Origin of the sequence: Staphylococcus sp. LKG3-1 (assembly GCF_048568385.1) — a bacterium.
In the GTDB taxonomy this organism is placed as follows: Bacteria; Bacillota; Bacilli; order Staphylococcales; family Staphylococcaceae; genus Staphylococcus; species Staphylococcus saprophyticus.
In genome coordinates this window covers 1,848,034-1,861,259 of record NZ_CP183796.1, presented here as the reverse complement: position 1 = coordinate 1,861,259, position 13,226 = coordinate 1,848,034, and the positions used below count along the sequence as shown (strand labels likewise).

Sequence of the window (13,226 nt, the reverse complement as noted above, 5' to 3'; positions counted from 1 at the left end):
CATATCATCCAATAAAAAGGAGTGATTCATTTGTTGAAAAATGAAATACATCGTATTTATTTAGACAAAAATAATAATGAGGTAACTATTAATAGATTTAATGTGACATATCACTATACTATATTAGAACAAATTAATGATTTGCCACAATATGGTTATGCAGTTTTAAACCATTTATATGCTAATCCTGGTTTAGAGGCAGACTTCGAGCGTGTGTTCTTAAATAGGGATAAACATCTAGAGAATACTGAAGGGTTTGAAAATCTATTATTTCTAAAGCCACATAGTACACATGAACATCATGTTATCATTACGTTTTGGCAAGACGAAGCAGCTTACAAACATTGGCAAGAGTCTCAGGAATATAAAGCATCCCATAAAAATAGAGGAACCAAGCAAGGTGCTGATAAATCTATTGTAAACAGAAACCTATCATTTAATATTAGTTTAGAATTTAAATAACATAATTTTTGAATTAAATGATATTTCTGCAAACATATAGGCGAGTTATTTAAATACTAACTTGCCTATTTTTTAAGCGATATAAAAATTTTAGCAAAATCACTGATAAGGGGAAGCATATCACAAATAATTTAGCTGAAGTTTTTACCATGTTTAAAAAGATATAGTAGTAGATTTATCAGTTCAAAAAACATGACTTAGTTGCTATTCAAGCGAATTTTTATAATGATAAAATTGTTGAATCAGAGATAAAAATTGTACATTATTTATCTTAAAACTAAAGTTTTGAATGGAAATAACTATTGATTTTAGTTATTTCCATTTTTTTATATGAAAAAGGAAACTAATAATAATCTGACAATATGGTAATGTTACAGTAATAGATATAGATAAAGGTGGAAAATATTATGAGCGAATTATTAAAGAGAAAAGATTTAATGCAATTGCTTGAAAATAACGGGTATGTCTATCAATGATTTAAGAAAAATTATTACAATGACCGTGAATGGAGAAAAAGATTTTGACTCTAGGCGTAAAATTTTATTAGATCATAAGAAAGTTTTAGAACAGCAACAAGAAGCGTTAGACAAAGCATTTAATAAAGTAGACGTAAAACTTCAATATTTCAATGATTTAGAAAAGGAATATGAAAAGAACAGTCAAAACTAATTATTTGCTATAAAGTGCACTTTAACCTTTAGAATAAAAATATAAATATTAAATTAAAGGGAGCGTTTCAAATGGTTGAAAATAAAAAACTCGTATTGATAACAGGATCAAGTTCAGGATTAGGTTTTGAATTGGCAAAATTATTTGCAAAAGATGGTTATGATGTTGCAATGTCAGGCTCAAGTGATAGAATTTACGATTCTGCAAAAGAAATTGAAAAATTAGGTGTTGAAACGTATCCATTTCAAGCCGATGCGTCAACTTATGATGGGGTAGAAGATTTTTGGCGTTTTGTTGAAAATAAAAATCGTACTGTTGATGCGGCAGTTTTAAATGTTGGTATTAGTATTGGCGGAGCATTTTTAGAAAATGATTTAGATGAAGAGTTAAAACTGATTGATATTAATATTTCAGGTATGGTTCATATGGCTAAAAGGGTTTCACAGCATATGGCCAAAAATAAATCTGGTGATATTCTAATCGTTTCATCATTATCAGCTACGTTACCTACACCATATGAGACTGTTTATGGACCGTCCAAAGCATTTGGATTTATGTTTGCTGAAGCGTTAAGAGAAGAATTGAAAGAAAAAAATATTAATGTAACGGCTATGTTACCTGGGGCAACAAATACGGATTTTCATCATAATGCAGGTATGGATGCAACATATTTTGGAGATGAAAATCATAAAAATGATAAAGTGCTTGTTGCTGAACAAGGCTATGAAGCATTAAAAAATAAAATCGACCACGTGGTGTGTGGTGATGAAGCTACAAAAAAAGAGGCTGAAGAAAATAGAAAAACAGCTGAAGATGTTAAAGCAGCTAGACATGCAGCAAAAGCGAAACCACAATAACATTAATATACTTTTGGCATCTATTTGAAACAAATAGAGTAGGGCGTATCTTTAATAATAAAGGGATACGCCCTATTTTTATCATAAATTAATTCATACACCATGCCTATCTAGCAATGCGACTTATCCCATCACGCGCTCTAAACGACATGCCGCACAAATCATCATTCCCCAGTGCTTCACACGCAATATAAATCAAACAAGTAAAATCGTGGCGCTATTTTATAGCTTTCAAGAGTTGGTTATAAACTGTTTTGGCTTGTGTCTGATTTTTAATACCGTATACGTGTGTACGTCCATCTTTAAAAATGGTCATCGTATAGTCTCCGTAATGCGCTAATTTCACAAAATGATTACTTTTCGTTACATTGAGTGGTAGATAGTCTACGTGTTCAAAGATTTGAGTGCCAAACCGAAACAAGAATGCATCTCCGCAAAGTGCTTCGATAGATTGTTTTTGCTGTGTATGGAGTAGCTCATAGTTATGACGTATACATGTAGGACATTGGGGATCCTTTAAATTTTCTGAGTTAAATGTGTTAAATTTTAAATTAAAGCAATCGAAGGTCATTATTTTTTGAGAAAAACCTTCACCAGCGACCCATCGAATGAGTTCTGAGATTTGCATGCTTGTTACTTGAGATACGACGGGAGGTAAGACGCCATTCATAGCGCAACTTTCACCGGTCGTTGGTATGGTTTGGAGCATGCATTTTAAGCAAGGACCTGTATAATCTATGCCAAAGACTGTACCTTTACTCCCAACGGCGGCGCCATAAATCCACGGGATATGCAATTTATGGCAAGCTTCATTAATGAGATATCTGATTTCAAAATGATCCATACCATCTATAACGATATCGGGTTGTGCCTCTGTTAAAACGGCTTCAATATTGGAAGGTGTTAGTTCTTGATTTACATCGGTAATGGTTACCTCGCTATTGATAAGACTGAGGTGGGTCTTCAATGATTCTACTTTAGGCACCATACGGGCTGCGTCGGACTCATCGTAGGTTGCTTGTCTGTGCAAGTTGGATTCATCAACGATATCCATATCAATGATTGTTAACTGACCCACACCCATGCGCGCTAGCATTTCTGCGCTATGACTGCCTAATGCACCGGCGCCCATAATCATCACGTGGAGCTTTTGTAGCTGCTCCTGTCCTTCTTCGCCAAAATCGTGATAGCGTATTTGCCGACTATAGCGTTCATTCATAGAAATCCAATGCCTTCTTGTGGGCTAGATGCTTGAGCAGTGTATTTAACTGGAATGCGACCAGCTTCATAACTTAGTCTACCTGCATGAATGCCTAATTTCATTGCTTCAGCCATTTTTACAGGGTCTTTGGCACTAGAGATGGCTGTATTTAGCAACACTGCATCTGCACCTAACTCCATTGCATGACAGGCGTCTTTAGGTGACCCGATGCCTGCGTCAACAATGATCGGTACGTTGGCTCGTTCAATAATATAACGTAAATTTAATGGATTATTGATTCCGCGCCCCGTTCCAATTGGAGATGCTAAAGGCATAATCGCGTGTACGCCTAAATCTTCTAAACGTTTGGCTAATACCACGTCATTAGATACATATGGACAAACGGTATAGCCTTCGTTTAATAATATTTCACAAGCTTTATAGGTTTCTAATGGATCTGGCAACAATGTTTCGTCATCACCGATCACTTCAACTTTGATCATGTCACAGACACCGGCGTGATTGGCAATTTTAGCAATATGCACTGCTTCATCTGCTGTTTTTGCGCCTGCCGTATTTGGAAAAGTAATGAATTTTGATAAATCAACTTTTGCTAATGGATTAGGCAATGCTTTGTCGTATAAGTTCATACGTCTGACTGCAAAGGTTAATACTTCAGTTTCAGACGTTTCAATCGCTTGTGTTTGTATCGCTTCGTTGTCAAACTTACCTGTACCTAATAATAATCTCGCTTTTAATTCAAAGTCACCAATTTTAAACATTTTATCCGCCTCCTACAAATTCTAATAGTTCAAGACAATCTTGATCATTAATCTTTACTGCTTGAAAATCTGCTTGTTTTACTAAATTTTCATTATGCTGAACAATGACTCTATCGGCATCCAACTCTAATTCTTGTAAAATAGCTTGGATACTGACTGCTTGATTAAAAGTAAAATAATCACCGTTTATAACGCATTTCATGTTTTACAGCTCCTTTCAATTGAAAAGTCTTCAAATTCAGTGGGTCTGCGTCCACTTTCAATCCATTCACTCATTTTTAAACCAATCAGTGGTGATAACAGAATGCCGTTGCGATGATGACCAGTAACAACGAATAAATGATGGTCTACTTCATCCATAATGGGTTGACCGTTTGTTGAAGTCGGTCTGATACCAGACCATTGATGAATCAGTTTACTGTTTGCTAAGTTTGGTACGTAGTGTTGCGCTTGTTTGCACAACCAATGTTTTCCGGGTTTCGTCACGCCGATAGAATAATCATCAACATAGCTCGTAGCACCGATTAAATAACGGTGATTCTTTTTTGGAACGATATAGCAACCATTTGTCATAAATAGGGTGGTCTGCAGGTTTAACGTGGGGTGTTCGACTAAGAGTACTTCACCTTTGACACCCGTGACAGGATTTTGGGAAAAATATTGATTTAATAATTGACCGCTCCAAGCACCAGCTGCAACGACAACCTTTTCGGCGCGGTACGTGTCTTTTTGCGTCATGACTGTATAGCCGTTATTTTGCTTTGTAATTGCTTGAACTTCACTATGATCAATCAATTGGATATGGCGTTTGGCTAAGGAAAGTAATAAGGCTTTGGTATATTGATTCGCGTTGACTTGATGATCTTTAGGAATTAGCATCGCGGTTAAAGTTTGAGATTGAACGTTATTGTCTGTAATGGCTTCAAGGGATTTGGAAGATAATAATTGTGTGTTCGAATCGTGCTGGTGTAGAAATTGGAATTGCTGTTCCACAATGGGATTATCTATCTCATTTTTTGCCATTTTAACTAGGCCGCTTTCCAAATATTCAATATCTAGACCGACCTCAGACAGCAAACGATCTTTAAGGGATTGAAACATGTCTTGAGATTGTCTTGCTAAATGAAATAAACTACAAGATTCCGTAAATTCATTATGTGCACCTAACATACCTCCAGCTGCGTAAGAGGCATACATACCGCGAACATTGCGATCTATAATGGCTATCCGCAGGCCTTTTTGACTTAATTCTCTTGCAATCGACATACCTATTACACCGGATCCAATAATAATGACATCAAATTTGGTATTCATTCCATCGCTCCCTTAATAATTCCATCGTTTCTCTGTTTTTTCGTCTGAATAGCGTTATACCTGCAATCCCATCAAATCCTTTCGGCAAATCATTCAAGGTTTGTTCATTCACACCCCCAAGTGCTACGGTTGGTATAGAGTACTGTAATGCTTTATCAATTTCTGACTTTGTTCGTGGTGGTTGATTAGGCTTAGAATTTGTTCTGAAAATATGACTAAACAATATAAAATCTAAATTGAGTGCTTGTGCTTGTTTGACACTTTCCTCGTGGTGTGTCGACATACTGATTTGAATATGAGGGTGTGACTTTTTAAAATCCTTTATTCGTGTGTCAGCTTCTCTAAAATGGATTGCTGATAAATGGCATTGTTCTAAAACTATAATATGACTATGAATAATGATTTTATTTTTCGGAAACCCTGCCTGTATTAAGCGATTCATCCAATCTATCAGTTGCTGTTGTGACATAGGGGTACGTATCATTAAATAATCAATAACGGATGCTATGGTTGTGTAATGTTGAATATCGTCTGAATCTAAATTTTCAAATTCAGTAATGGCTATAAACATATAATTCACCTCATTAAAAAAACGTCACTTCTCCGGCTGGAAAAATGACGTTGAAATAACGAGTAATATACCTAAACGCCACTTTCCTACGCCAGTACAAACTGGATCAGGTTCAGGGAATTCCTAAGTTACTACTTCGGTCTCAGCCTTTTACAAGGCACTTCCAGTGGTTTCTCAAACTATTTAATTTTTAATAATACGTTTCACTAATTTTCTGAATAATTATCTACAATCTAACGTATTCTATTCCTTTTTGCAAGTTTCACTTAAAAACAAATGTGTATATTACGATATTGAATTAACTGGTTGAACACTCTATGGCGCTCACTCCAGAAAAATATTTTTAGCGTTAATCAACGTCAGATATTTCGAGTAATTTACTTGTAATGGCTTGTGTTTGCTGATAAACAGCTTTATATAATTCAAAATAAGCCATATATTGTTCGTGTCTTTTGGCATCAGGTTCAAAGCTATGTTCATATTTTATAAAATGCTTTGTCATATGCGCTACATCCGGATACCATCCTAAACCTAAGACAGCGAGCATGGCTGCGCCCATACAAGGTCCTTCTTCATATTTCAATTTTTTAATTTTAGCATTAAAGATATCGGCTTGGAGTTGTAACCAAAAGTCACTTTTTGCGCCACCACCAATGGATATCACATGTTCAATATTGTTACCCATGTGACGTAGATAGTTAATGGATTCATATAAAGAAAAAGTAATGCCTTCTATCACGGAACGCGCGATATCACTGCTATGATGCGACGTTTTTAGTCCTATAAAACTCCCTCGAATACTTGCGTCACCATGCGGAGTACGTTCCCCGGATAAGTATGGTGTAAATAATAGACCATGACTGCCTAATGTGGATGATTCAGCTTGTGCAACAATTTGTTCATAGCTTAAATGCGGGAGCATATGATTTTTTAACCATGTCAAACTATCGCCAGCTGCAAGTGTGACGCCCATGACGTACGACATATCGTTTACGACGTGATTAAAATAATGCATATTGTGTTTATAGTCGTATTGCTTGTCAGATTCACTCGTTAAGATAACGCCAGAAGTACCAATGCTACACAGCGTTTGATTTTCATCGACCACTCCTGAACCGAGCGCGCCGCATGCATTATCTCCGCCACCTGCAAATACTGCAACATCATGATTTAGGCCTAATTGTCTAGCTATGTCTTTAGTGACGTAGCCTACAAAGGCATCAGAAGTCACGAGCTCAGGATAAATATGGTCAACACCGAATTGTCGGCCAATCTCTTTAGCCCAACATTTTTGCTGATTATCTAATAACAATGTACTAGATGCATCGGAATACTCCATATTTAATTTGCTTGTTAATTTAAAACGCACGTAGTCTTTAGGCAATAAAAACACGTTTGTTTTAAGCCAGTGCTCAGGTTCGTTTTCCTTTATCCACAGTAGTTTAGTAAGTGTAAAGCCTTCTAAGACGGGATTGTCTAATACATAATCGCCAAGTTGTGCTTTAATTAAATTACATTGTGACGTTGATCTTGTATCATTCCACAAAATCGCATCACGGATGGGGTGGTTTTCATCATCCAGAATAACCAAACTATGCATTTGTCCTGACAAAGATAAGCCCTTCACTTGATAATGATTGAGTGCCTCACTGTGTACTAACTGTTGTATGCAGGAGCATGTAGCCTCAAACCAGTCATCTGGATTTTGCTCACTATAACCGTTGGCCACATGCCTTGTTTGTAGTGGTGCATGAACACTTTGTAATACGTTGCCATACCTGGTTACAGCAATGACTTTAACAGCACTCGTGCCAATATCTATACCTAATACGATATCTTGCATATAACGACTCCTTTGTTTAGATATTTAGGGAGTGGGGACTGAAATCAAATTGTTTAATAGATATTTCGTAGTGCTTCCCTAGTACTTCCCTGGCGAGGATGACTGGTATAAGAGTTTACCTGAGCTAACCCTCATGTATCAGTCTCACTAGAATTTTCATGTAAAATGCATAAGTGCATAAGAATGACTCATTTTCATGACATGAAAAAGGAGTGCTTTAAAGAAGTGAGATTTTAGATTTTCAGTCCAGCCCTCTACTGCCTAATTGAAAAAAGATTCTGAAACCATCGATGGATGTCCCAGACTCTTATTTATAACACGATTTAATTTAAATTAAAAATTTGGGGGAATTTTATTATAGAAAAATGTTAAATATATGGGGGGTGATATAGATTGATATTTACTAAGGTGAATTAACCGTATGACCTGTTATAACAAACAAAGAAAAGGTGTGAGATAGTAAAAACATGGCTTAAATCATAATTAAGCCACAAGTTAGTCGTCGACATAAAAAAAGCGTTAAGTTATTCAATGCTGAGTAACTTAACGCTTTTTATTTATACACAAATTTAGTTCGCTATTTCTTTTTTAATTTGTTTGGTTGCTTGAACTTGTTGTTGATGATTTAAATAGTCGTTTATTTCTTGTTGTGACGCTTCTGGATGTTGTTTTTTATAGTTACTTGCTAACTGTTGCATTGCTTTTTTCTGTTGTTGCTGCTTCGCTTGATTTCCTTCGCTGCTCTGTTTTTGCTGTGATTGTTGTAATTGTTTTGCTTGCTGAGCATCTAAAACGACCCACGTATCTTTAGGGACTGTCACAACGGTCGTTTTTTTGATTAATTCTTGATTGTCATGTCCAAAGCTAAATAATGATTTATAAACATCTGATTTCCAAACCCAAACTGTTTTTTTAGTTTGTGTTGTTGCTTTATCAGTATCTTTTACTTCATATGTCGCTTGGTGTTTAACCGATTCTGATAAATGATCTTTATCCATATTTGGTTTAAAATGTGTCTCGGCTTTTTGATCGTCTGAATGATTTTTATAAACCATAATATAATTATTACTATTCTTGCCCATCTCGTTAGCGATTAACATATTGACTGGACTGTCTTTAGAACCAGCGCTATAGATTTCTTTTTTATCAGAAGTGACTACTTTTTTCTCCATTCCCCAATGGTGTGTCATGTTAGCTGTGATACCAATGATCATAAGTAATAAGGCTACTGTGGAAATATAACCTAAAATATAGCGTGTAACCTTATGAGGAATTAATAACCAACTAACAAATACACATAGCGTTAAAATAATTGTTATGATCATATTATTTCTCCTCACTTTCAGATGAATTCATTTTCAAGAATGTTACGATGAGCACACCGACTAGCGCAAAGAAGATACCTATGATAAATGCTGTATTAAAGCCGTCAATTGACGCTTGTTGCGCCTGTTCAGCATATTTTAAAGGATCGATATCTTTAAGACTAGAAGCAGGCATATTGTTATTAATAATATTTTGTGTAACGGACGTTAATAGTGCTACAGCTATGGATGAAGCAACTTGTCTAGCTGTATTATTGACCGCTGTCCCGTGTGTGCCTTTTTCAACCGTTAATGCATCCATAGCGTTTGTAGTTAAAGGCATCATCAAAATGGCAATACCAAACATACGAATCGCGTAGAGTACAAGGATTAATGTAGGTGAAGTATGATCACTTAAAAATCCAAATGGTATGGATGATAAAGTTAAAATTGAAAATCCGACAAAGGCTAAACGCTTAATGCCCACTTTGTTATATAGCGTACCTGATATGGGTGAAATAAAGCCGAGCATTAAAGCACCAGCGAGCAAGGTCAAACCAGATTCAAAAGGTGAGAAACCATGAATATTTTGTAAATAAGTTGGTAACATCATTTCAACACCATACATGGCCATAGTAACCACAATCAAACCAATCGTTGCGATAGTGAATCCTTTAGATTTGAATACGCGTAAATCTAGGAAAGGATCTTTGGATTTGAGCTGTCTGATTACGAATAGTGTTAAGACAATAACACTGATGATAATCGGTAAGATAACGTAGTTCACACTGTCCCAACCTTCACTTGAAACATTGGAGAATCCCCATAAAAAGAGACCGAAGCCAATACATGACAGAATCAGTGAATATACATCTAATTTCAATTTACGGTTCGGTATAACGTCTTTCATAAAAAAGAAACTCAATACAAATGCGATGGCTACAATAATAATTGGTAATACAAAAATATTTCTCCATGAATCAGAAATCGTAATACCTAATAAGACGTGGTCTTTATCTAAGATCCAGCCTGCAAATGTAGGACCCATAGCAGGTGCTAAACCTACAGCTAAGCCACTTAAGCCCATAGCAGTACCTCGTTTATTGATAGGGAACATATTGATAATAATAATTTGCATTAATGGCATCATCAGCCCTACTGCAATGGCTGTGACAATGCGTCCTGATAAGAAAATAATCCATGCATCGTGATGTGATGGTGCAATAGCCGTTAGTGTTAAGCCGATTAATAATAAACCGTATGCACAGACATGTAACCACTTAGTAGAAATTCTGGTTGCTAGAAAAGCAGATAAAGGCACCATAATACCGTTAGCCAGTAAAAACCAAGTCGTTGCTTGTTGCGCAGTACTAAAATCTATATCAAAGTCATTCATTAAAGTAGGTAAAGGTGTACCTAATGACGTTTGCATGAGTGCACCAGCAAATGTGGCTAGAAGAATAATACTCATAATGATTTTTGGTTTATATTGTTGTCCATGAATGTCTAAGTTCATATTTTTACTTGTTTGGGTAGACATAAACAAGCCTCCTAAAGTTCTTGATAATTAATACTTTGGAAATATAGCATCCTGTATGAATTTGTAAAAGAACAAAATATGATACAATGTATGAAATCGAACAACTTGTATGATTTTGTATTATATTTGAAAAATAGGAGTGATGATGTGGGATATCAAAGGAAGACTACTTTAACTCATAAGCGTATAACAAACAGTTTAGTAACTTTGTTAGAAACACATAAATTTGATTTAATTACCGTTAATCAAATTGTTGAAGAAGCGGAGATCACAAGAAGTACATTTTATAGATATTATGATGATAAATATAATTTGCTATCAGAGATAGAAGAAGAGATTTTGACGCATTTATACGAAGAACGTCAAAAGATAGATCAACAATTTGCGAAAGAAGATATGTTGAATGTTGAAGTATTTCAACAATTGTTTGAAGCATTAGAGCCATATTCAGAAACAATACGACTTTTATTAGGGCATAATGGAGACTCAAGTTTTGAAATGAAAATAAAGAATGAAATAGGTAAAAGGTTTATCAATTTAGGTGAGCTTCATCATGTATCCAAAGTACGTGAAGATTTAGTGAAAGAATATTTGTATGTTATTTTAATTAAAACATTTCAGTATTGGTCCGCTAATAAAGATAGCATTGACGTGAGAGAAGTGGCATCGACGATGAGAGATATTCAATTAAAAGGTATCAGAAAGACAATTGGGTTGTAAATTCAAGGAAAAGTAAATAGTAGAAAAGAGGGAAATAATATGAAAATTCAAATCTTGTTATTTGATCATATTATAAATAAAGGCGAATCCTAGTGGGTTCGCCTTTTTGCATCTATAAGTATTTTATTTATTACTGGCTATGTGTTATGACATCGCTTCAACTACAGGTTATAACTGTCGTTTTTAAATTTTACTGATTGATTTATTTTGATAGTTAGGACGTATCATTAAATCTATAATAAGGAGGATAAAAGTATCATTTCTTAATATAACCGAGATTTCCGTTAACAGTCTCATAAAAATCGAATTGCATACCTGATTTAATAGCAGCTCCATTTAAATCTTTATCAAGTACTGTCAGTGCTAATTTATCTTTTGAAAGTTCATTTGCTTTGAATTGAACTGTGTATTCTCCAGTTTTGAAAAGATGTTTTTTAATCTCTAGAACTGTATAGTTGGTTGGATCTTTTCTATTTTTTATTTCAAGATATTTTAATTCTGAGTTTTTAGAGTAGAGTTTTAAAAATATGTTTTCATCTTTTTTGATTATTTTTTGCAATATGATATGCATTCTTTTTTTATATTTATTTTCTTTATAGACGTAATAGTATTTATCGTTTGAAAGGTAAAGTGGCTTCTCGTCTTTCTTTAAATAAAAGTTAACAAAGTCTATAATCTCTTCTTTGTCACCATTTTTAATGAGCGTTAAGGCATGTTGATTCAATGTGTCATCTGCATAGTCCAAAGAATTAAAATCATTATCTATCGTATTTAAAATATCTTGAAAGACAGGAAGTAATGTATCAATATTTTTAATGAATCCTTTTTTATAAAATTTACCTTCTAAAATATCTTTGTTTATAATTCGGTATAATAAGTTAGCAAAAATTTTATTGTTTTTGTATTTTTTTGTTAAGTAACGGTAGGCTTCATTTTGCCATTTTATACGATTAAGCACGGTAGATGCTTCGGATTTTACTAAAGAAATATTTTCATCATAACGATTAGCGCAATAGACAACGTCTTGTGTGGTACTGATATTTTTAGTGTTAAAAAATACTTCAGCGAAAAATTGTAAATCTTCTCCAAATATCATTTCTGGGAAACGAATATTATTTTTTTTGATAACACTAGATTTCATCATCCTACCAGCAGGCGCTAAATGATAAAATGATTTTCTAAAATTTTTCAAACCAACTTTATTATATGCAATTTTAGATAAGGCAACACCACTACGTGCAATACGATCACTATATACATATTTTGTAAGACCTGTAGCATAGTCAGTTTTATTTGATTTTAAAAGCGTATATAAATTTTCCAAGGCATCTGAAGGTAACCAATCATCTCCATCTACAAACATAATGTATTTACCTTTGCTTAAATCGATTGATAGATTACGAGGTTTGGCAGGTGTTCCTGAATTTTCATCTAATTGAACAAATTGATAATTAGAAAAACTTTCAATCTTTTTAGATATAATATCAAGCGTATTATCTGTGGAACAATCATCTACAATGATTAATTCAAAATCATTTTTATTCATTGTCTGTGCCAATATACTATTTAACGTATTTTCAATAAACTTCTCCTTATTGTATGTACTTATAAGTATACTTACTTTAAATTTATTTGTTACTTTATTACTTTTTATAACTTTCATTTCATATCCCTTTCTATGTTCATAAGATTTATAATTTGATGAAATTTTGTAATTAGCCTCTAGTTGTGTAAATATAAATAATGATTTTTTATGTTTTGTGATAACAATTAACTTTTGTTATTTATTATACTATTAAAACCAGTAATTATGGAATAGTTTTTAAAAGTTGTATAAATTGTGCAATTCTTTTTGGGGTGATTTTAAAAAAGCAGCTTGTGAATAGTAACTATTTTTATAGTAGTGGGGGCATAGCGCAACTTAATGTATTTTTCAGTAAATACGTCTTTTATGCGGTTTTCG

13 protein-coding genes and 1 riboswitch are annotated in these 13,226 nt (G+C 34.1%); of the genes, 4 read left to right on the top strand and 9 right to left on the bottom strand.

Annotated features, from left to right (window positions below):
- The first annotated feature begins 30 nt into the window (after nt 1-30).
- The 3 genes from ACM595_RS09240 to ACM595_RS09230 all read left to right on the top strand — a co-directional run bounded on the left by ACM595_RS09240 (nt 31) and on the right by ACM595_RS09230 (nt 1,988).
- Entirely contained in the window at nt 31-462 is a 432-nt protein-coding gene (locus ACM595_RS09240) for an antibiotic biosynthesis monooxygenase family protein (RefSeq protein WP_016911012.1), read from the top strand.
- Nucleotides 463-909: 447 nt separating this feature from the next.
- Complete coding sequence (locus ACM595_RS09235; RefSeq protein WP_129303654.1) at nt 910-1,131, top strand: hypothetical protein; 222 nt, start codon at nt 910-912, stop codon at nt 1,129-1,131.
- Nucleotides 1,132-1,202: 71 nt separating this feature from the next.
- Complete coding sequence (locus tag ACM595_RS09230) at nt 1,203-1,988, top strand: SDR family NAD(P)-dependent oxidoreductase (RefSeq protein ID WP_002482015.1); 786 nt, start codon at nt 1,203-1,205, stop codon at nt 1,986-1,988.
- A gap of 217 nt (nt 1,989-2,205) precedes the next feature.
- Here the strand turns inward: ACM595_RS09230 and ACM595_RS09225 are convergent, their stop codons facing one another.
- The 8 genes from ACM595_RS09225 to ACM595_RS09190 all read right to left on the bottom strand — a co-directional run bounded on the left by ACM595_RS09225 (nt 2,206) and on the right by ACM595_RS09190 (nt 10,543).
- On the bottom strand, nt 2,206-3,207 hold the full coding sequence (locus ACM595_RS09225; protein ID WP_313646825.1) for a HesA/MoeB/ThiF family protein: 1,002 nt from the start codon (nt 3,205-3,207) through the stop codon (nt 2,206-2,208).
- A complete protein-coding gene (locus ACM595_RS09220) occupies nt 3,204-3,971 on the bottom strand; it encodes a thiazole synthase (RefSeq protein ID WP_048787134.1) in 768 nt (255 codons plus the stop codon). The genes ACM595_RS09225 and ACM595_RS09220 overlap by 4 nt, the downstream gene beginning before the upstream one ends.
- A 1-nt stretch (nt 3,972) precedes the next feature.
- Complete coding sequence (gene thiS / locus ACM595_RS09215; RefSeq protein WP_002482018.1) at nt 3,973-4,173, bottom strand: sulfur carrier protein ThiS; 201 nt, start codon at nt 4,171-4,173, stop codon at nt 3,973-3,975.
- Nucleotides 4,170-5,285, bottom strand: a complete 1,116-nt coding sequence (gene thiO, locus ACM595_RS09210; protein WP_206237090.1) for a glycine oxidase ThiO — start codon at nt 5,283-5,285, stop codon at nt 4,170-4,172. Before thiO ends, thiS begins: the two co-directional genes overlap by 4 nt.
- Nucleotides 5,269-5,856 carry a thiamine phosphate synthase gene (locus ACM595_RS09205; protein ID WP_075340020.1) on the bottom strand — a complete coding sequence of 196 codons (588 nt, stop codon included), beginning with the start codon at nt 5,854-5,856 and terminating at the stop codon, nt 5,269-5,271. The genes thiO and ACM595_RS09205 overlap by 17 nt, the downstream gene beginning before the upstream one ends.
- Before the next feature lie 66 nt (nt 5,857-5,922).
- A riboswitch (TPP riboswitch) is annotated at nt 5,923-6,031 on the bottom strand.
- A 174-nt stretch (nt 6,032-6,205) separates the two neighbouring features.
- Nucleotides 6,206-7,699 carry a xylulokinase gene (xylB, locus tag ACM595_RS09200; protein ID WP_069838127.1) on the bottom strand — a complete coding sequence of 498 codons (1,494 nt, stop codon included), beginning with the start codon at nt 7,697-7,699 and terminating at the stop codon, nt 6,206-6,208.
- 569 nt (nt 7,700-8,268) lie between these two features.
- Nucleotides 8,269-9,024 (bottom strand): DUF4811 domain-containing protein, encoded by a 756-nt coding sequence (locus tag ACM595_RS09195; protein ID WP_075340019.1) that lies wholly within the window; start codon nt 9,022-9,024, stop codon nt 8,269-8,271.
- 1 nt (nt 9,025) lies between these two features.
- On the bottom strand, nt 9,026-10,543 hold the full coding sequence (locus ACM595_RS09190; protein WP_069821812.1) for an MDR family MFS transporter: 1,518 nt from the start codon (nt 10,541-10,543) through the stop codon (nt 9,026-9,028).
- Nucleotides 10,544-10,633: 90 nt separating this feature from the next.
- Here ACM595_RS09190 and ACM595_RS09185 point away from each other — a divergent pair, with 90 nt between their 5' ends.
- Nucleotides 10,634-11,263: a TetR/AcrR family transcriptional regulator gene (locus ACM595_RS09185; protein WP_232334977.1), complete on the top strand. Its 630-nt coding sequence runs from the start codon at nt 10,634-10,636 to the stop codon at nt 11,261-11,263.
- A 256-nt stretch (nt 11,264-11,519) separates the two neighbouring features.
- On the opposite strand, the gene ACM595_RS09180 is transcribed toward ACM595_RS09185, so the two are convergent.
- Complete coding sequence (locus ACM595_RS09180; protein WP_419744272.1) at nt 11,520-12,926, bottom strand: glycosyltransferase family 2 protein; 1,407 nt, start codon at nt 12,924-12,926, stop codon at nt 11,520-11,522.
- Between the last annotated feature and the right edge of the window lie 300 nt (nt 12,927-13,226).